Here is an 18,017-nt window from a genome sequence, read left to right as displayed (position 1 = left end):
TGGCAAACTTTGTTGCTTTTGGGGAACAATCATGGGGCTGGACGACGCGCTGATCTTCACCCGCGTGGTGGAGTGCCACAGCTTCACCCAGGCGGCCAGCAGCCTGGGCATGCAGAAATCCACGGTGAGCCGGCGCATCGCCCTGCTCGAGGAGCGCCTCGGCGTGCGCCTGCTCAACCGCACCACGCGCAAGCTGCGCCTGACCGAGGTGGGCCAGGCCTACTACGAGCGTTGCCGGCAGATCATGCTCGACTTCGCCGAGGCCGAGCAGGCGGTGATGCAGCTGCAGCGCGAGCCCTCGGGGCTGCTGCGGATCAGCGCGCCGATCGAGTTCGGCCAACTGTTTCTCGGCCGCGTGCTCGGCGAGTTCATGCGCCAGTACCCGCAGATCAGCGCCGAGGTGGAGCTCAGCTCGCGCCTGGTCGATCCGCTGGAGGAGGGCGTGGACATCGCCATCCAGGTCGGCCAGCCGCAGGACTCCACGCTGATCGCGCGCAAGCTGTTCGAGAGCGGCCGGCGCCTGTGCGCCAGCCCGGCCTACCTGGCCGCCCACGGCACGCCGCGCAGCGTCGCCGAGCTGGAGGGCCATCGCGCCATCCTCCTGCAGCACGACGCGCCGCGTTACTGGCCGCTGCTCGGCGAGAGCGTGCCCTGCCAACGGGTGCTGACCTGCAACAACATCACCTTCGCCCGCGAGGCGGCGCTGGCCGGCGCCGGCATCGCCGGCCTGCCGCTGATGATCAGCGACGAGGCCGTGCGCGCCGGTCGCCTGGTCGAGCTGCTGAGCCAGGCGCGCCTGCCGCTGGGCGAGGTCTACGCGGTCTATCCTTCGCGGCGGTTCCAGGCGATGAAGGTCAAGGCCTTCCTCGATTTCCTCATGGCCAGCCTGCCGCTCAGCGGCGGCGGCCTGCTGGAGCCCGGCGCCCCCGGCCTGTTAACATCGCCGGCTTGATTGAACCCACGCTTCGACTGTCCGAGAGCCTTCATGACCACCGTTCGTACCCGTATCGCGCCATCGCCGACCGGCGATCCCCACGTCGGCACCGCCTATATCGCGCTGTTCAACCTGTGCTTCGCCCGTCAGCACGGCGGTCAGTTCATCCTGCGCATCGAGGACACCGACCAGCTGCGCTCGACCCGCGAGTCCGAACAGCAGATCTTCGACGCCCTGCGCTGGCTGGGCATCGAGTGGGACGAGGGCCCGGACGTCGGCGGCCCGCACGGCCCGTACCGGCAGAGCGAGCGCGGCGCGATCTACAAGCAGTATTCGGACGAGTTGGTCGGCAAAGGCCATGCTTTCCCTTGCTTCTGCAGCGCCGAGCGCCTCGACGAGGTGCGCGCGCAGCAGATGGCCAACAAGGAAACCCCGCGTTACGACGGTCACTGCATGCACCTCGATCCGGCCGAGGCGCAGCGCCGCATCGCCGCAGGCGAGTCGCACGTGGTGCGGATGAAGGTGCCGAGCGAAGGCGTCTGCGTGGTGCCGGACATGCTGCGTGGCGACGTCGAGATTCCCTGGGATCGCATGGACATGCAGGTGCTGATGAAGGCCGATGGCCTGCCCACCTACTTCCTGGCCAACGTGGTCGACGACCACCTGATGGGCATCACCCACGTGTTGCGTGGTGAGGAATGGCTGCCGTCGGCGCCCAAGCTGATCAAGCTCTACGAGTACTTCGGTTGGGAACAGCCGGCGCTGTGCTATATGCCGCTGCTCAGAAATCCCGACAAGAGCAAGCTGTCCAAGCGCAAGAACCCCACCAGCATCACCTTCTACGAGCGCATGGGCTATCTGCCGCAGGCCATGCTCAACTACCTGGGGCGCATGGGCTGGTCGATGCCGGACGAGCGCGAGAAGTTCTCCCTGAACGAGATGATCGAGCACTTCGACATCAACCGCGTGTCGCTGGGCGGGCCGATCTTCGACCTGGAAAAACTCTCCTGGCTCAACGGCCAGTGGCTGCGCGAGCTGCCGGTGGAGACCTTCGCCGCCGAAGTGCAGAAGTGGGCGCTCAACCCCGAGTACCTGATGCAGATCGCGCCGCACGTGCAGGGCAGGGTGGAAACCTTCAGCCAGATCGCACCGCTGGCCGGCTTCTTCTTCTCCGGCGGCCTGAACCTGGACGCCAAGTTGTTCGAGCACAAGAAGCTCTCGCCTGACCAGGTGCGCCAGCTGATGCAGCTGATCCTGTGGAAGCTCGAAGCCCTGCGTCAGTGGGAGAAGGAGCGCATCACCGGCTGCATCCAGGCGGTGGTCGAGCACCTGGAGCTGAAGCTGCGCGACGCCATGCCACTGATGTTCGCCGCCATCACCGGCCAGGCCAGCTCGGTGTCGGTGCTCGATGCCATGGAAATCCTCGGTCCGGACCTGACCCGCTTCCGTCTACGCCAGGCGCTGGAGCTGCTTGGCGGTACTTCGAAGAAGGAAGCCAAGGAGTGGGAGAAGCTGCTGGCCAGCATCGCCTGACCAGGGATGTGCCGCGCGCACCGCGGCACTCTCGGTTGTGGCGGTGCGCACGGCGTACCCTACGGGACGTCGCGCGACCCTAAGTAGTTGTTCTAGTGGCAAAAACTTTTGGCCGGCAGGAAAAATGTTGTTGACAGCCAATCGGGGCGCTCTTAACATGCGCCCCGTCCTCGAGATGGGGCTATAGCTCAGCTGGGAGAGCGCTTGCATGGCATGCAAGAGGTCAACGGTTCGATCCCGTTTAGCTCCACCAATCTCGACTCCTTCGGGAGTGCCAGAATCGGTTTAGACCGATTCACGATCAGGGTCTTGCGTCCCCTTCGTCTAGTGGCCTAGGACACCGCCCTTTCACGGCGGTAACAGGGGTTCGAGTCCCCTAGGGGACGCCACTTATTCCAGCCGCAACGCTCAGGCGTTGCAGCCAGACCGCAAGGTTTCGGGGCTATAGCTCAGCTGGGAGAGCGCTTGCATGGCATGCAAGAGGTCAACGGTTCGATCCCGTTTAGCTCCACCAAACACCGACAAGGCCAGCCAGGTGCTGGCCTTGTCGTTCGAAGGTTACGTCCCCTTCGTCTAGTGGCCTAGGACACCGCCCTTTCACGGCGGTAACAGGGGTTCGAGTCCCCTAGGGGACGCCATTTTCCAGTCGCAGCGCGCAAGCGTTGCGAGCCGACCGCAAGGTTTCGGGGCTATAGCTCAGCTGGGAGAGCGCTTGCATGGCATGCAAGAGGTCAACGGTTCGATCCCGTTTAGCTCCACCAATCACACGCAAGGCCAGCCTAGTGCTGGCCTTGTCGTTCGAAGGTTACGTCCCCTTCGTCTAGTGGCCTAGGACACCGCCCTTTCACGGCGGTAACAGGGGTTCGAGTCCCCTAGGGGACGCCATTTTCCAGTCGCAGCGCGCAAGCGTTGCGAGCCGACCGCAAGGTTTCGGGGCTATAGCTCAGCTGGGAGAGCGCTTGCATGGCATGCAAGAGGTCAACGGTTCGATCCCGTTTAGCTCCACCAATCACACGCAAGGCCAGCCTAGTGCTGGCCTTGTCGTTCGAAGGTTCCGTCCCCTTCGTCTAGTGGCCTAGGACACCGCCCTTTCACGGCGGTAACAGGGGTTCGAGTCCCCTAGGGGACGCCATTTTCCTTTCCGCATTTGCGGGTTTCGAGGGTTGCTTCTCCGGAGGCAGCCCTTTTTTGTATTCGCCCTCCCTGGCGGCCGCCCTGCGGGCCGCCACTCCTCTGGGCAGCCCTGCGGGCCGTGCTTGCGGTGCTGGAACTCCCAGGCTTTTCCCGCTCCCGACTGTTTTTCGCGCGTTTTGCCGACCAATGGCATGTCCCCAGGCTTGCGCTTGAATATGATGGTCGTAATATTGTGTCCATCATATCAAGGAGGCCGTCATGAGCGAGCGCAAGAGCAGAGCCCGTGAACGCATTCTCGCCGCCGCCGGGCGCGTGCTGGCCGAGCGCGGCCCGGGCGATCCGGCGGTGGCCGAAGTGATGGCCGCGGCGGGGCTGACGGTGGGTGGTTTCTATGCCCATTTCGCCAGCAAGGAGGCGCTGATGCTGGAGGCTTTCCGTCAGTTGCTCGGGCGGCGCCGGGCGCGTCTCGCCGAGATCGACGCCAGCCTCGGCGGGCGCGAGCGGCGCGTGCTGTTGGCGGCCTTCTACTTGTCGCGCAAGCACCGCGATGCGCAGGACGAGCGTTGCCCCTTGCCCAGTTCGCTGGGCGAGATCGAGCGCTTGCCCGAGGGCTTTCGGCAGGCGCTGGCCGAGCATGTCGAGCTGATGACGGCCTTGATGAGCGAGACGCCGGAGGAGGCCGACGCAGCGTTGGCCGATCTGGCGCTGATGGTTGGCGGTCTGGCCGTGGCGCGGGCATTGGGCCCGGGCGAGTTGTCCGACCGGGTGTTGCGGGCCGCCAAAGCGGCGGTGAACTGAGGAGAAGCCAGATGAAACAGATGACCTGGGTACGTGGCGTCAATGCGACGCTGGGATGGGTGGCTCCGCAATTGCTGGCGAGCCGCCTGCGCGAACGCTTCATGACCCCGCGCAACCTGCCGCCGCGCGACTGGGAGTTGCCGCTGCTGGCCAGCGCCGAGCGCATCACCCTGCGTTTCGGCCTGTCGGCGTTGCGCTGGGGTAGCGGGCCGGCGGTGCTGCTGATGCACGGCTGGGAAGGGCGGCCGACCCAGTTCGCCGTGCTGATCCGCGGTCTGGTCGACGCCGGCTATGCCGTGGTGGCGCTGGATGGCCCGGCCCACGGCCATTCGCCGGGGCAGGAGGCCAACGTGGTGCTGTTCGCCCGCGCGCTGTTGGAGGCGGCCAGCGAACTGCCGCCGCTGCACGCGGTGATCGGTCATTCCATGGGCGGTGCCAGCGCCCTGCTGGCGACGCAGATGGGCCTACGCAGCGCCGCGCTGGTCAGCATCGCCGCGCCGAGCCGGATTCTCACCGTGCTGCGCGGTTTCGCCCGGCACATGGGGCTGCCGGCGGTGGCGCGCTCGCGCTTTATCCGTCTGGTGGAGGAGAAGGCCGGCATGCCGGCGGCGCATCTCGATGTGCAGCGCTATCAACTGGAGCTGCCGGGGCTGATCGTGCATGCCGAGGACGATCCGCTGGTGCCGGTGAGCGAGGCCGAGCTGATCCACCGGGCCTGGTTCGACAGTCAGCTATTGCGCCTGCCGGCGGGTGGTCATCAGCGACTGCTTGGCGATCCGCGGCTGCTGCAGGCGGTGCTCACGCTGCTGAGCGAGGTGCGTCAGGCGCCGTCTAGGGCGCTGGCCTCGTAGCCGACCACGCGGTTGCGCCCGCCGGCCTTGGCCCGGTACAGCGCACGGTCGGCCAGGTCCAGCCAGCGTTCGCCGCAGCCGGCGTCGTCGGGGATGCCGGCGTGCAGACCGATGCTCAGGCTCAGGGCGATGGACTGGTCCTGGTACGGGCAGGGCTGGCGGGCCAGGTCGTCGCGCAGTTGCTCGGCCAGGTCGAGGGCGCCGGCCAGGTCGGTGTTGTCGAGCAGGGCGACGAACTCCTCGCCGCCGAAGCGCGCCAGCAGGTCGCTGTTGCGCAGGCGCTGCTGAATGCGCTGGGCCGCATGGCGCAGGCAGGCGTCGCCGGCGAGGTGGCCATGGCGGTCGTTGACCTGCTTGAAGTGATCCAAGTCGAGCATGAGGATGGCCAGCGGCTGCCGGCTGCGTTCGGCGCGGGCGCAGGCGCGTTCCAGTTCCTCGCTCAGGGTCTGGCGGTTGAACAGCCCGGTCAGGCCGTCGCGGCGATTCAGCTCGGCCAGGCGCAGGTTGGCGTTGGACAGCTGTTGCAGGGTTTCCTGCAGCGCCGCGGTGCGCTCCTGCACGCGCTGCTCCAGGCCGTCGCTGATCTGCGTCTGCAGCTGCAGGCGAGTGGCCTGTTCGTGGCGCAGCTGGCGCTCCTGGGCGATCAGCCGGGCCTGGGCCTGGCGTTCGGCGTTCTGCGCCTGGCGGATGCGCGCGGCCAGAGCCACGGAGAACACCGTCATCTCGATCAGGCCGCCGATCTGCTGGGCGTGCAGGGTCAGCAGCGAGTAGGGCAACAGGCCGGTGCCGGTGAGGATGCTGGCCAGGCTGGCGGCGATCAGCACGCACCAGCCCAGGGCGAACAGGCGGGCGGCGGCGTAGCCGGCGCGCCAGCGCAGCAGGGTGATGACGAAGGCGATCAGGGCGCAGGCCGCCACCAGGGCGAAGCTGCCGATCAGCGCGACCTGGTAGGGGCCGACCAGAGCCAGGCCGATCACCGCCAGGCAGCAGGCCAGCAGCGCGGCGACCACCCAGCGGTACAGCGGCGAGCCGTTGTTCAGCTCGAGCACGCTGTAGGTGAAGAAGATGCCGAACAGGGTGGCCAGCGCCGAGCTGAGCGGGAAGCTCAGCTGGTGCCAGGCCAGGGCCTCGGGCCATAGCCACTGCAGGGCGAAGCCGAGCTGGATGAACTGGTAGAGGCTGAAGCTGGCGACGAACAGGCTGTACCAGAGGTAGCTGCGGTCGCGGGTGATGCAGAAGATCGACAGGTTGTAGATCAGCATCGCCGCCAGGGCGCCGAAGAACAGTCCCTGCAGCAGCAGGCTGCGTTGCTCCAGGTGGTCGAAGGCTTCGCGGGTCATCAGGCTGGCGCTGAGGTTGGCCGAGCCGTCGGTCTGCATGCGCAGCCACAGCCGGCGCGTTTCGCCGGGCGCCAGGTCCAGCGGCAGGGCCAGCTGGCGGTGTTCGATCCAGCGCCAGGCGAAGGGGCGCTGGTCGCCGGCACGGTACACCCGGTCTTCATCCAGGCCGTAGGCGTCCAGTTGGTCCAGCAGCGGGTTGCCCACCAGCAGTATCCAGCCGAGCGAGCGCGCATGCGGGTTGTGCAGATCCAGACGCAGCCAGTAGGCGCTGCCGCCGTAGCCGAAGCTGGCGTCGCGGCGGCCGACCACCTGCCACACCGAGTCGGGCAGGGCGCGCACCTGGGTGAAGTCGGCCAGGCCCTGCGGGTCTTGCCAGACCTGCATGTACGGGCCGGGCAGCACGCGGGCCTGGCCGCTCGGCAGCGGCAGGCTGTCCGCCCAGCCCAGGGCGGGTAGCAGGAGCAGCATCAGCAGGCGCAGGACGGCAGTCAATTGCTCGATTCTCGGGCTCGCGGGCGAGGTTGACGCATTATGGCGTGCTGGCATGACGCTATGAAAGCTCGGCGCTGCAGCGAGCGGGCAGGCGGCGTATCATCCGGGGCTTGGATGGCGTGACGGCGGGTGGCGATGCCGCTGCCCAGCGCGACAGGATTCGGGAGAGCAACGATGAAACTGTGGATGGACGAGATGCCGTGTCTGGCCGCTGCCGGCGGCCCCTGCGGCCCGATCGGCGGCGCGGAGGTACGAGCATGAGCTGGGACCTGCCCACCCCCTTCGTCATCGACCTGCAGGTGGCGGCCGAGGACATCGACGGCCTCGGCCATGCCAACAATGCGGTCTACGTCAGCTGGCTGGAGCGCTGCGCCTGGCGTCATTCGCAGTTTCTTGGCCTGGATCTGGCCGAGTATCGCCGGCTGGATCGCGCCATGGCGGTGCTGCGCCACGAGATCGACTACCTGGCCAGCGCCTACGAAGGCCAGCAGCTGCAGATGGCCACCTGGATCGTCGAGTCCGACCAGCGCCTGAAGATGGATCGGCGTTTCCAGCTGCTGCGCCCCGAGGACGGCGTGACCCTGCTGCGGGCCAAGACCACCTTCGTCTGCATCGAGCTGTCCAGTGGGCGGCCCAAACGCATGCCGGCGGAGTTCGTCGAGGGCTACGGCCAGGCGCTGCTGGAGCGCTATCCGCTGGAGCTGTAGCACCGCGCTAGTTGAGCAGCGGGGCGAGGAACGCCTGGCCCGGCTCGACTATCACGGCGAACTGGCGGGTCTCGCCCGAGCCGAGCAGCACCGACTGCGCCGGCCCCGGCCCGTGTCCGGCGCAGTAGCCGGCCGGGGAAATGGCCACGGCGAGGCTCAGCTCGCCGCTGGGCAGGTCGAGGCTGGTGCGCTCGCCCGGGCCCAGTTTCGCCACCACCTGCCGATTGACGTAGAGCTCCACGTCGCAGGCATTCGGCGCGTTGTTGTCGCGGCTGAAGATCAGCCGCCCCGGGCCGTCTGGCGCCGGGTTCGGCGGTACCACCTGCACGCCCCGCGGCAGGGCGTCGGCAGCCTGGGCGAGGCTGCCGACCAGGCACAAGGCCAGTAGCGAGTGACGCAGCATGCTGGATCTCCTTTGCGTTTCTTGCAGTGTGGACCATCTTGCGCCGCGCGCGCGGCGCCTTAAACTGTGCGCCCGTTTTCTCCGGACACTCCCATGCAAATCGCCCTGGCACCCATGGAGGGGCTGGTCGACGATATCCTGCGCGACGTGCTGACCCGTATCGGCGGCATCGACTGGTGCGTCACCGAGTTCATTCGCGTCAGCGAGCGCCTGCTGCCGGCTGCCACCTACCGCAAGCTCGCCCCCGAGCTGTTCGCCGGCGCCCGCACCCGCGCCGGCACGCCGATGCGCGTGCAGTTTCTCGGTTCCGACCCGCAGTGCCTGGCCGACAACGCGGCCTTCGCCTGTACCCTCGGCGCACCGGTGATCGACCTGAATTTCGGCTGCCCGGCCAAGACGGTGAACAAGTCGCGCGGCGGCGCGGTATTGCTCAAGGAGCCGGAGCTGCTCCACGCCATTGTCCGCGAGGTACGGCGCACGGTGCCGGCGGCCATCCCGGTGACGGCGAAGATGCGCCTGGGCTTCACCGACAAGGAGGGCGCCCTGGACTGCGCGCGCGCCCTGGCCGAGGGCGGCGCCAGCCAGATCGTGGTGCACGCGCGGACCAAGGTCGAAGGCTACAAGCCGCCGGCGCACTGGGAGTGGGTGGCGCGGGTGCAGGAGGCGGTGGCGGTGCCGGTATTCGCCAACGGCGAGGTGTGGACGCTGGACGACTGGCGGCGCTGCCGCGAGATCAGCGGGGTGGACGACATCATGTTGGGGCGCGGGCTGGTGTCGCGCCCCGGCCTGGCCCGGCAGATCGCCGCGGTGAGGGCGGGCGAGCAGCCGCAGGAGATGAGCTGGGACGAGCTGCAGCCGCTGCTGCTGGACTTCTGGCAGCAGGCCCGGCGCAAGCTGGCGCCGCGCTATGCGCCTGGGCGCCTGAAGCAGTGGCTGGCCATGCTCACGCGCAGCTATCCGGAGGCGGTGGCGCTGTTCGCCGAGGTACGCCGCGAGCAGGATTGCGCGCGCATCGATCGGTTGCTCGGCGCGGCGACGGAGCCGGCCTAGGGGCACCGCGCCAGGCTGGCGAGCAGTGCGCGAAGCTCGCTGCGCATGGCGCACCCCAAGAGAGCGGCGTGGCGCCCTCGATCTGTAAACGAATTTTTCAGGCGCTTGAAAATTCTCCGGGCGACCTCAGTTAAGGGCTTGCGGGATGCCGAAGTCGGGTTCCGCACTGTGATCCCTTGCTGAATCATTCAGGAGAATTGTCATGAGCAACGTACTGTCCCTGGCCCCCCTGTTCCGCCAGTCCATCGGTTTCGACCGGTTCAACGATCTGTTCGAGTCCGCCCTGCGCAGCAACGACGGCGGCAGCTCCTATCCGCCCTACAACGTCGAGAAGCATGGCGAGGACCACTACCGTATCGTGGTCGCGGCCGCCGGTTTCCAGGACGAGGATCTCGAGCTGCAGGTCGAGCGCGGCGTATTGACCGTCAGTGGCGGCAAGCGCGAGCGCGGCGCGGAGAACGTCAGTTACCTGTATCAGGGAATCGCCCAGCGCGCGTTCAAGCTGTCCTTCCGCCTGGCCGACCATATCGAGGTCAAGGGCGCCAACCTGGTCAACGGCCTGCTCAACATCGAGCTGGAGCGCATCGTGCCGGAAGAGGCCAAGGCCAAGCGCATCCCCATCGGCAATCAGCGTCCGGCGCTGGTAAGCTGAACCGCGGCCGAGCCCCGCTGAAGAAGGCGCCCACCCGGGCGCCTTCTTCGTTTCTGCGCCATGTCGGTCGCGAGCGCTGCCGGGCTAAGGCTGTCGGGCCGGCCCTCGGCCGAGCAGGGCGCGGAAGGCTTCCTGCGGCAGCGGCTTGCTGAACAGGTAGCCCTGGTACAGGTGGCAACCCTGGCGCTGCAGGAAATCCAGTTGCTCCTGCTGCTCGACACCCTCGGCGATCAGCGCCAGGCCCAGGCTGCGCGCCATGGCGACGATGGCGCGGATGATCTCGGCGTCGTTGGGGTCGTGGGTGGCGTCCCGGACGAACGACTGGTCGATCTTCAGCATGTCCACCGGCAGGCGCTTGAGGTAGGTCAGCGAGCTGTAGCCGGTGCCGAAGTCGTCCATGGCGAAGCTGACGCCGTGCTTCTTCAGGCGCAGCATCTTGCCCACGGTGTCGTCGATGTTCTGGATGACGATGCCTTCGGTGATCTCCAGCTTGAGCATGGCGTTGGGTAGCTGGCTGTCGCGCAGGCAGCCGGCCACGCGCTCGACGAAGTCGTGCTGACGGAACTGCCGCGGGCTGATGTTGACGCACAGGCTGAAGCGCTCGGCATCGATCAGGCCGTCGGCCAGCAGGCGGGCGCAGAGGTGGCAGGCCTCGGCCAGCACCCAGCCGCCGACTTCGAGGATCAGCCCGCTTTCCTCCAACACCTGGATGAACTGCGCCGGCGACTGCGCCCCGAGCTGCGGGTGCTGCCAGCGCAGCAGGGCTTCGGCGCCGACCACCTGGCCGTCGCGGGCATCGACCTGGGGTTGGAAGTGCAGCTCGAACTCGCCGCGAGCCAGGGCCAGGCGCAGATCGTTCTCCAGGCGCAGGCGGGCGCTGGCGGCCTCCTGCATGGTGCTGCGAAACAGCTGGATGGCGTTGCGACCGGAGTCCTTGGCGCGGTACAGGGCGATGTCGGCGCGCTTGAGCAGGTCGGCCGGGGTGTCGCCGTGATCGGGAATCAGGGCGACGCCGATGCTCGGCGTGACCTGCAGCTGGTGGCCGTCCAGCAGCATCGGCTCGGCCAGCAGGCGGCGCAGCTTCTCCGCCACCTGGCGCACCTGGCGGGTGACTTCCGAGCGCTTGCCCTCCAGGCCGGAGAGCAGCACCACGAACTCGTCGCCGCCCAGGCGCGCCACGGTGTCTTCCAGGCGCACGCTGGCTTCCAGGCGCGCGGTGACCAGGCGCAGCACGGCATCGCCGACCGGGTGGCCGAGCGAGTCGTTGATGTGCTTGAAGTGGTCGAGGTCGATGAACAGCAGTGCGCCGCGCAGCTCGTGGCGCTTGAGCAGGGCGATCTGCTGGGTCAGGCGATCCATCAGCAGGGCGCGATTGGGCAGGTTGGTCAGGGCGTCGTGGTAGGCCAGATGCTGCACCTGCGCCTGCGCCAGCTTCAGTTCGCTGATGTCGCGTGCGGTCAGCAGCAGGCAGGCGACGCCGTTGAGCTCAATGGGTTGCACCGAGACCTCGACCAGGCGCACGCCGCCGTCGCGGTGCTGACCGTGCATCTCCATGTGCAGCACCTGGCCATTCTGCGCCAGGTGTTCGAGCATCTGCAGGCGTTCCTCGGGGTAGGCCCAGACGCTCAGCTCGAAGGCGGTGCGGCCGACCACCTCGTCCGGGGTGTAGCCGGTGAGGCGGGTGAAGCCCTCGTTGACCTCGATGTAGCGCGCGGTGTCGCGCTCGGTGATGGTGATGGCGTCCGGGCTGGAGTGGAAGGCCTTGGCGAATTTCTCCTCGGAGGCGCGCAGGCGCTGCTCGCGCAGTACCCGCTCGCTGATGTCGACCAGGGTGCCGACCATGCGCAGCGGCTGGCCGCCCGCGTCGCGGTGCAGTTTGGCGGTGCTTTCCAGGTAGTGCAGCGCGCCGTTGGGGTGGCGCACCCGGTAGGTCACCTGATAATTGGCGCTGCGCCCCTCGCGCAGGGCGACGTAGGCCAGACGCATGGCCTGGCGGTCTTCCAGCGGCACGCAGCGGAAGAACTCGCGAAAGTCGTCGTCGAAGGGGCAGGCGTCGAGGCCGTGCAGGGCGGCGGCGCGGGCGCTGCCGAACAGGCGGTTGCTGGGGATGTGCCAGTCCCAGGTGCCCAGGTCGGCCGACTCCAGCGCCAGCTTGAGGCGCTCCTGGCTTTCCTGCAGGGCCAGCTCCTGGGCGCGCTGGGCGGTGATGTTGCGCACCGTCAGCACCAGACAGCGCTGGCCGTCGAGTTCGATCTCGCCGCCGAACAGCAGGTTGATGCTGGCGCTGCCGTCGCGGCTGAACAGACGCACTTCGAGGTTGTTCAGGCGCCCGGCCTGCAGGGCGTCGAGCATGCGCTGGCGGTCGTCGGGGTCGGCCCAGATGCCCAGCTCCAGCGAGGTGCGGCCGAGCGCCTCGGCGCTGCTCCAGCCGAACTGTTGCTCGAAGCTGGGGTTGACCTCGATAAAGCGGCCAGTCGCCCGATCGGTAATCGCCACGGCGTCGGGGGTGTGCATGAAGGCCTTGGCGAACTTTTCCTCGCTGTTGCGCAGGGCGGTTTCGGCGCGCATGCGTTCGCTGGTGTCGAGGAAGGTGCAGAGCAGCAGGCGTTCGCCCTGCAGCTCGATGTACTGGCTCGACAGCACGCCGTCGAGGATGCGCCCGGCGCGGGTGCGCAGCTGCACTTCCTGGATCAGCGGCTCGCGGCTCAGCGGCGCCTGCCGGCGCAGGTAATCGCGCTGCTCGGCATGCACCCAGAGGTCGAGGTCGAGGGTGCTGCGGCCGAGAATCTCCGCGGCGGGCCAGCCGAAGGCGTGGGTGAAGTGCTGGTTGGTCTCGAGGATCTCGCTGGTGTCGTAGCGCACCAGCAGCATGATGTCCGGGCTGAGGCGGAACAGGCTGGCGAAGCGTTCTTCCGAGGCACGCAGGGCCTCGGCGCGCGCCTGTTGCGAGCTGATGTCGCGGATCACGCCGAACATGCGCCGGCGGCCGTCGGCGTCGCGCGACAGGCTGCCGCTGATCTCCAGCCAGTGCAGGCTGCCGTCCGGCCAGCGGATGCGGTGGCGCAGGGCGCGGCCCTCGTCGTTGCCGGCGAGGATGGCGTGGAATTGCTGCAGCACCGCGCCGCGTTCTTCCTCGGGAATCAGCTCGATGTAGTCGACGCTGCGGGTCAGTGGGCGGGCGGGGTCGAGGCCGAACAGCGCCTGGGCGCCGCGCGACCAGTTGACCCGGCCGCTGTCGATATCCCAGAACCAGGCGCCCAGCTGCGCGCCGTTCAGCGCCGCCAGCAGGCGTGGGGCGTCCTGCCAGGTCTGTTCGAATTCGGCGGGGTCCATCGCCGGGATATGCGGTAGGGGCGGGGTCTGGTCAGTGGATCTGGCCATGGCCGGGCCATCCTCGAGTGGGCGCGATGCGCGTGACGGACGTTCGGGTCATGCGTGTGCCTTTCTTATCGTTATGCCGCCACGTTAGCCGCAGCTTGGCCAGCTATGCAAGGCTGTGGCTGTCGCGCTGGGCGTCGAGCAGGGCCATGAAGGCTTTCGCAGCGTTCGACAGGGTGCGCTCGGTGTGCAGGATGTAGCCGAGCTGGCGCGACAGCTGGATGCCCGGCAGGGCCAGCGGCACCACCTGGTCGTCGAGCATGGTGCGCGGCAACACGCTCCAGGCCAGGCCGATGGAGACCATCATCTTGATGGTCTCCAGGTAGTTGGTGCTCATGGCGATGTTCGGTGTCAGGCCCTGGGCCTCGAACAGGCGCTGCACGATATGGTGGGTGAAGGTGTTGCCGCCGGGGAACACCGCCGGGTGCCGCGCCACGTCGGGCAGGCCGATGGCGGCGCTGCGCGCCAGCGGGTGTTCGGGGGCGGCGACGAAATCCAGCGGATCGTTCCACACTGGCACCGCGCGCACCGGTTCGCGGGTTTCCGGGGCCAGGGTGATCACCGCCAGTTCGGCGCGGCCGTGGAGGATCTCCTCGTAGGCCACTTCGGAGTCGAGGAACTGGATATCCAGCGCCACCTGCGGATGGGCACGGGTGAAGGCGCGCAACAGGGCGGGGAGGCGGTGCAGGCCGATATGGTGGCTGGTGGCCAGGGTCAGGCGGCCGCTGACCTCGCCGGCCAGGTTGGTCAGCGCGCGGCGGGTGTCGTCCAGCACGTTGAGGATCTGGTAGGCGCGCGGCAGCAGGGCGCGTCCTGCCTCGGTCAGGCCGATCTCGCGGCCGAGGCGGTCGAACAGGCGTACGCCAAGCTGTTGCTCGAGGCCGGCAATGCGTTTGCTCACCGCCGGCTGGGTCAGGTGCAGGCGCTCGCCGGCTTCGGAAAAACTGCCGGTTTCGGCGATGGCGAGAAAGGCGTTGAGGTTGGCCAGATCCATAGAAACAGCTCCAAACGGTGGGCCGCGAACGGCAAGCCGAGCCGCTGGGTCTTGGCTGGCGGCCTGTCGCTTGAAGCTTGCGGCTTTTGGGGATTCCTTTGTGGAATCCTTGGGATAAAAAATATGAATTTGAGTTATTCGTCCCGGGATCATAGCATTCTCCCCATAAGCCGCAGGGCCATTTGCCCGGGCATAGAAAGGGCACCTCCAAAAACGTAGGCGAGGCAGTCAGCGCAAGGCGCAACGACCTCCGGGAGTAACAGCCGCAGGCTGGCCCGAAGGGTGAGCGCCAGCGAATCAAACAGGCGAAGAAGCGGAGTTTACGAGGTGTAAATGAGCATTCTGATCGGCCTCGCGCACGAGCCTGTTTTTAACGCGGCGATGACAACGCAGGTAGTTTTTGGAGGTGCCCGCAAGACGCTGATGAGGGATAGCTGATGGCCGGCAAAACGCTCTACGACAAGCTTTGGGAAATGCACGAGGTCAAGCGCCGCGACGACGGCTCTTCCTTGATCTACATCGACCGCCACATTCTCCACGAAGTGACCTCGCCACAGGCCTTCGAGGGTCTGCGCCTGGCCGGGCGCAAGCCGTGGCGCATCGACGCCAACATCGCCACCCCGGACCACAACGTGCCGACCACCCAGGCCGAGCGCCGGGGCGGCCTCGAAGCCATCGCCGACGAAGTCTCGCGTATCCAGGTGCAGACCCTGGACGAGAACTGCGACGACTTCGGCATCCTCGAGTTCAAGATGAACGACGTGCGTCAGGGCATCGTCCACGTGGTCGGCCCGGAGCAGGGCGCCACCTTGCCGGGAATGACCGTGGTCTGCGGCGACTCGCACACCTCCACCCATGGCGCCTTTGGCGCGCTGGCCCACGGCATCGGCACCTCCGAGGTCGAGCACGTGCTCGCCACCCAGTGCCTGGTGGCCAAGAAGATGAAGAACATGCAGGTGCGCGTCGAAGGCAAATTGCCGTTCGGCGTCACCGCCAAGGACATCGTCCTGGCGGTGATCGGCAAGATCGGCACCGCCGGCGGCAACGGTCATGCCCTGGAGTTCGCCGGCAGCGCGATCCGCGACCTGTCCCTGGAAGGGCGCATGACCATCTGCAACATGTCCATCGAAGCCGGTGCCCGCGTCGGCCTGGTGGCGGTGGACGAGAAGACCATCGCCTACGTCGAGGGTCGTCCGTTCGCGCCCAAGGGCGCCGACTGGGACAAGGCCGTGGCGCAGTGGCGAACCCTGGTCTCCGACGATGACGCGGTGTTCGATACCCTGGTCGAGCTGCGCGCGGAAGAGATCAAGCCGCAGGTCTCCTGGGGCACCTCGCCGGAAATGGTCCTGGCCGTCGACCAGAAGGTGCCGGATCCGGCCGTCGAGAGCGACCCGGTGAAGAAGGACTCGATCACCCGCGCCCTGAAATATATGGGCCTGACCGCCAATCAGGCGATCACCGATATCCAGCTCGATCGTGTGTTCATCGGCTCCTGCACCAACTCGCGCATCGAAGACCTGCGTGCTGCCGCCGAGGTGGCCAAGGGCCGCAAGGTCGCCGCCACCGTCAAGCAGGCGCTGGTGGTGCCGGGCTCCGGCCTGGTCAAGGCACAGGCCGAGGCCGAGGGGCTGGACAAGATCTTTATCGAGGCCGGTTTCGAATGGCGCGAGCCGGGCTGCTCCATGTGCCTGGCGATGAATCCGGACAAGCTGGGCAGCGGCGAGCATTGCGCGTCCACCTCCAACCGCAACTTCGAGGGCCGCCAGGGCGCCGGTGGGCGTACCCACCTGGTCAGCCCGGCCATGGCCGCCGCTGCGGCGGTAACCGGCCGCTTTATCGACGTGCGCGAATTGATCCAGGCCTAAGGACTCAGACCATGAAAGCTTTTACCCAACACACCGGCCTGGTCGCTCCTTTGGATCGTGCCAACGTCGATACCGACCAGATCATTCCCAAGCAGTTCTTGAAGTCGATCAAGCGCACCGGCTTCGGCCCCAACCTGTTCGACGAGTGGCGCTACCTGGATGTCGGCCAGCCGAACCAGGACAACTCCAAGCGCCCGATCAACAAGGATTTCGTGCTGAACTTTCCGCGCTACCGGGGCGCCAGCGTGCTGCTGGCCCGCGAGAACTTCGGCTGCGGCTCGAGCCGCGAGCACGCGCCTTGGGCGCTGGAGGAATATGGTTTCCGCGCGATCATTGCGCCGAGCTTCGCCGATATCTTCTTCAACAACAGCTTCAAGAACGGCCTGCTGCCGATCATCCTCAAGGAGGATGAGGTCGATGCGCTGTTCCAGCAGTGCGAAGCCAGCGAGGGCTACCAGCTGACCGTCGACCTGGCGGCGCAGACCGTGACCCGCCCCGATGGCGTGCAGTACGCCTTCGAAGTCGATGCCTTCCGCAAGCACTGCCTGCTCAACGGCCTGGACGACATCGGCCTGACCCTGCAGGATCAGGAGGCGATCAGGGCCTTCGAAGCCAAACACCAGCAGAACAGCCCCTGGCTGTTCGGCGCGATCAAGTAATGCATGAAGGTAGGGTGGATGGCGCTTTATCCATCCACCGTGCTGGGTTTCGGTGGATGAAAACAGCGTCATCCACCCTACGGATAGATTGAGGAATGCAATGAGCAAGCAGATTCTGGTTCTCCCTGGCGACGGTATCGGCCCGGAAATCATGGCCGAAGCGGTCAAGGTGCTGAACCTGGCCAACGACAAGTACGCCCTGGGTTTCGAGCTGAGCTTCGATGATCTGGGCGGCGCCGCCATCGACCGTTACGGCGTACCGCTGGCCGACGAGACCCTGGCCCGCGCTCGCGCCGCCGATGCCGTGCTGTTGGGCGCCGTTGGCGGGCCGAAGTGGGACACCATCGATCCGGCCATCCGTCCGGAGCGCGGCCTGCTGAAGATTCGTTCGCAACTGGGCCTGTTCGGCAACCTGCGTCCGGCCATCCTCTATCCGCAACTGGCCGAGGCTTCCAGCCTTAAGCCTGAGGTTGTGGCAGGGTTGGATATCCTTATCGTGCGTGAGCTGACCGGCGGCATCTACTTCGGCCAGCCGCGCGAGAGCAAGGTGCTGGAAAACGGCGAGCGCATGGCGTACGACACCCTGCCGTACAGCGAGAGCGAGATCCGCCGCATCGCCAAGGTCGGTTTCGACATGGCCATGGTGCGTAACAAGAAGCTGTGCTCGGTGGACAAGGCCAACGTGCTGGCCTCCAGCCAGCTGTGGCGTGCGGTGGTCGAGGAAGTGGCCAAGGACTATCCGGACGTCGAGCTGAGCCACATGTACGTCGACAACGCCGCCATGCAGTTGGTGCGTGCGCCCAAGCAGTTCGACGTGATGGTCACCGACAACATGTTTGGTGACATTTTGTCCGATGAGGCCTCCATGCTCACCGGCTCCATCGGCATGCTGCCGTCGGCATCCCTGGATGCCAACAACAAGGGCATGTACGAGCCGTGCCACGGCTCTGCGCCGGACATCGCCGGCAAGGGCATCGCCAACCCGCTGGCCACCATTCTCTCGGTGTCCATGATGCTGCGTTACAGCTTCGGCCAGGCCGCTGCCGCCGACGCCATCGAGAAAGCCGTGAGCCTGGTGCTGGATCAGGGCCTGCGTACCGGCGACATCTGGTCCGAAGGCAAGACCCGCGTCGGTACCTCGGCAATGGGTGATGCGGTAGTCGAAGCGCTGCGTAGTCTGTAATCTTCCAGTCCCGCCGGGGTGGTTCCGGCGGGCTGCTTATATAG

General features: G+C 66.9%; 14 protein-coding genes and 8 tRNA genes. 18 read left to right on the top strand and 4 right to left on the bottom strand.

Annotated elements, in window-relative coordinates:
- The first annotated feature begins 31 nt into the window (after positions 1-31).
- From EA796_RS09895 to EA796_RS09840, 12 genes are all read left to right on the top strand, one after another.
- Positions 32-952 (top strand): LysR family transcriptional regulator, encoded by a 921-nt coding sequence (locus EA796_RS09895; protein ID WP_122108485.1) that lies wholly within the window; start codon positions 32-34, stop codon positions 950-952.
- Between the two features lie 33 nt (positions 953-985).
- Entirely contained in the window at positions 986-2,467 is a 1,482-nt protein-coding gene (gene gltX, locus EA796_RS09890; RefSeq protein ID WP_122108484.1) for a glutamate--tRNA ligase, read from the top strand.
- Positions 2,468-2,644: 177 nt separating this feature from the next.
- Positions 2,645-2,720: transfer RNA gene (locus EA796_RS09885), tRNA-Ala, on the top strand.
- Between the two features lie 60 nt (positions 2,721-2,780).
- Positions 2,781-2,856, top strand: a tRNA-Glu gene (locus EA796_RS09880).
- A 49-nt stretch (positions 2,857-2,905) separates the two neighbouring features.
- Positions 2,906-2,981, top strand: a tRNA-Ala gene (locus tag EA796_RS09875).
- 48 nt (positions 2,982-3,029) lie between these two features.
- Positions 3,030-3,105, top strand: a tRNA-Glu gene (locus EA796_RS09870).
- A 47-nt stretch (positions 3,106-3,152) separates the two neighbouring features.
- A tRNA-Ala gene (locus tag EA796_RS09865) sits at positions 3,153-3,228 on the top strand.
- A gap of 48 nt (positions 3,229-3,276) precedes the next feature.
- Positions 3,277-3,352: transfer RNA gene (locus EA796_RS09860), tRNA-Glu, on the top strand.
- 47 nt (positions 3,353-3,399) lie between these two features.
- Positions 3,400-3,475 (top strand) — tRNA-Ala (locus tag EA796_RS09855).
- A gap of 48 nt (positions 3,476-3,523) precedes the next feature.
- Positions 3,524-3,599 (top strand) — tRNA-Glu (locus EA796_RS09850).
- Positions 3,600-3,859: 260 nt separating this feature from the next.
- Positions 3,860-4,399: a TetR/AcrR family transcriptional regulator gene (locus tag EA796_RS09845; RefSeq protein ID WP_122108483.1), complete on the top strand. Its 540-nt coding sequence runs from the start codon at positions 3,860-3,862 to the stop codon at positions 4,397-4,399.
- Positions 4,400-4,410: 11 nt separating this feature from the next.
- Positions 4,411-5,250 carry a S9 family peptidase gene (locus EA796_RS09840; RefSeq protein ID WP_122108482.1) on the top strand — a complete coding sequence of 280 codons (840 nt, stop codon included), beginning with the start codon at positions 4,411-4,413 and terminating at the stop codon, positions 5,248-5,250.
- Here EA796_RS09840 and EA796_RS09835 read toward each other — a convergent pair.
- The gene (locus EA796_RS09835) at positions 5,220-7,136 is read right to left on the bottom strand and encodes a diguanylate cyclase (protein ID WP_122108481.1); all 1,917 of its coding nucleotides are present in this window, start codon (positions 7,134-7,136) and stop codon (positions 5,220-5,222) included. The two genes, EA796_RS09840 and EA796_RS09835, sit on opposite strands and share 31 nt — an antisense overlap.
- A 203-nt stretch (positions 7,137-7,339) precedes the next feature.
- Between EA796_RS09835 and EA796_RS09830 the strand changes: the two genes are divergently transcribed.
- A complete protein-coding gene (locus tag EA796_RS09830; RefSeq protein ID WP_021445404.1) occupies positions 7,340-7,789 on the top strand; it encodes a thioesterase family protein in 450 nt (149 codons plus the stop codon).
- A 7-nt stretch (positions 7,790-7,796) separates the two neighbouring features.
- On the opposite strand, the gene EA796_RS09825 is transcribed toward EA796_RS09830, so the two are convergent.
- Positions 7,797-8,192, bottom strand: a complete 396-nt coding sequence (locus EA796_RS09825; RefSeq protein ID WP_122108480.1) for a hypothetical protein — start codon at positions 8,190-8,192, stop codon at positions 7,797-7,799.
- Between the two features lie 93 nt (positions 8,193-8,285).
- Between EA796_RS09825 and EA796_RS09820 the strand changes: the two genes are divergently transcribed.
- Both EA796_RS09820 and EA796_RS09815 read left to right on the top strand, forming a co-directional pair.
- A complete protein-coding gene (locus EA796_RS09820) occupies positions 8,286-9,242 on the top strand; it encodes a tRNA-dihydrouridine synthase (RefSeq protein ID WP_122108479.1) in 957 nt (318 codons plus the stop codon).
- Positions 9,243-9,444: 202 nt separating this feature from the next.
- Positions 9,445-9,894: an Hsp20 family protein gene (locus EA796_RS09815; protein WP_122108478.1), complete on the top strand. Its 450-nt coding sequence runs from the start codon at positions 9,445-9,447 to the stop codon at positions 9,892-9,894.
- Positions 9,895-9,978: 84 nt separating this feature from the next.
- On the opposite strand, the gene EA796_RS09810 is transcribed toward EA796_RS09815, so the two are convergent.
- Both EA796_RS09810 and EA796_RS09805 read right to left on the bottom strand, forming a co-directional pair.
- Entirely contained in the window at positions 9,979-13,275 is a 3,297-nt protein-coding gene (locus EA796_RS09810; RefSeq protein ID WP_031303617.1) for a bifunctional diguanylate cyclase/phosphodiesterase, read from the bottom strand.
- A gap of 103 nt (positions 13,276-13,378) precedes the next feature.
- Positions 13,379-14,266, bottom strand: coding sequence for a LysR family transcriptional regulator (locus EA796_RS09805; protein WP_021445399.1), 888 nt, complete (start codon positions 14,264-14,266; stop codon positions 13,379-13,381).
- A 437-nt stretch (positions 14,267-14,703) separates the two neighbouring features.
- On the opposite strand from EA796_RS09805, the gene leuC reads away from it, so the two are divergent.
- The 3 genes from leuC to leuB all read left to right on the top strand — a co-directional run bounded on the left by leuC (position 14,704) and on the right by leuB (position 17,973).
- Positions 14,704-16,131, top strand: a complete 1,428-nt coding sequence (leuC, locus tag EA796_RS09800) for a 3-isopropylmalate dehydratase large subunit (protein WP_122108477.1) — start codon at positions 14,704-14,706, stop codon at positions 16,129-16,131.
- An 11-nt stretch (positions 16,132-16,142) separates the two neighbouring features.
- A complete protein-coding gene (leuD, locus tag EA796_RS09795) occupies positions 16,143-16,790 on the top strand; it encodes a 3-isopropylmalate dehydratase small subunit (RefSeq protein WP_122108476.1) in 648 nt (215 codons plus the stop codon).
- Between the two features lie 100 nt (positions 16,791-16,890).
- Positions 16,891-17,973, top strand: a complete 1,083-nt coding sequence (gene leuB / locus EA796_RS09790; protein ID WP_122108475.1) for a 3-isopropylmalate dehydrogenase — start codon at positions 16,891-16,893, stop codon at positions 17,971-17,973.
- Positions 17,974-18,017 lie beyond the last annotated feature (44 nt).

The organism is Pseudomonas sp. AOB-7 (assembly GCF_003696305.1).
GTDB lineage: Bacteria > Pseudomonadota > Gammaproteobacteria > Pseudomonadales > Pseudomonadaceae > Aquipseudomonas.
Note: the sequence above shows the minus strand (reverse complement) of the source record. Positions and strands in the feature narration are given on the sequence as shown.

Excerpts from the sequence above, each read along its gene's own strand:
- EA796_RS09820 (WP_122108479.1), top strand. The coding sequence starts at position 8,286 with ATGCAAATCGCCCTGGCACCCATGGAGGGGCTGGTCGACGATATCCTG.
- EA796_RS09835 (WP_122108481.1), bottom strand. The coding sequence starts at position 7,136 with ATGCCAGCACGCCATAATGCGTCAACCTCGCCCGCGAGCCCGAGAATC.
- EA796_RS09825 (WP_122108480.1), bottom strand. The coding sequence starts at position 8,192 with ATGCTGCGTCACTCGCTACTGGCCTTGTGCCTGGTCGGCAGCCTCGCC.
- EA796_RS09810 (WP_031303617.1), bottom strand. The coding sequence starts at position 13,275 with ATGGCCAGATCCACTGACCAGACCCCGCCCCTACCGCATATCCCGGCG.
- EA796_RS09830 (WP_021445404.1), top strand. The coding sequence starts at position 7,340 with ATGAGCTGGGACCTGCCCACCCCCTTCGTCATCGACCTGCAGGTGGCG.
- leuD (WP_122108476.1), top strand. The coding sequence starts at position 16,143 with ATGAAAGCTTTTACCCAACACACCGGCCTGGTCGCTCCTTTGGATCGT.
- EA796_RS09805 (WP_021445399.1), bottom strand. The coding sequence starts at position 14,266 with ATGGATCTGGCCAACCTCAACGCCTTTCTCGCCATCGCCGAAACCGGC.
- EA796_RS09840 (WP_122108482.1), top strand. The coding sequence starts at position 4,411 with ATGAAACAGATGACCTGGGTACGTGGCGTCAATGCGACGCTGGGATGG.
- leuB (WP_122108475.1), top strand. The coding sequence starts at position 16,891 with ATGAGCAAGCAGATTCTGGTTCTCCCTGGCGACGGTATCGGCCCGGAA.
- EA796_RS09895 (WP_122108485.1), top strand. The coding sequence starts at position 32 with ATGGGGCTGGACGACGCGCTGATCTTCACCCGCGTGGTGGAGTGCCAC.
- EA796_RS09815 (WP_122108478.1), top strand. The coding sequence starts at position 9,445 with ATGAGCAACGTACTGTCCCTGGCCCCCCTGTTCCGCCAGTCCATCGGT.
- EA796_RS09845 (WP_122108483.1), top strand. The coding sequence starts at position 3,860 with ATGAGCGAGCGCAAGAGCAGAGCCCGTGAACGCATTCTCGCCGCCGCC.
- gltX (WP_122108484.1), top strand. The coding sequence starts at position 986 with ATGACCACCGTTCGTACCCGTATCGCGCCATCGCCGACCGGCGATCCC.
- leuC (WP_122108477.1), top strand. The coding sequence starts at position 14,704 with ATGGCCGGCAAAACGCTCTACGACAAGCTTTGGGAAATGCACGAGGTC.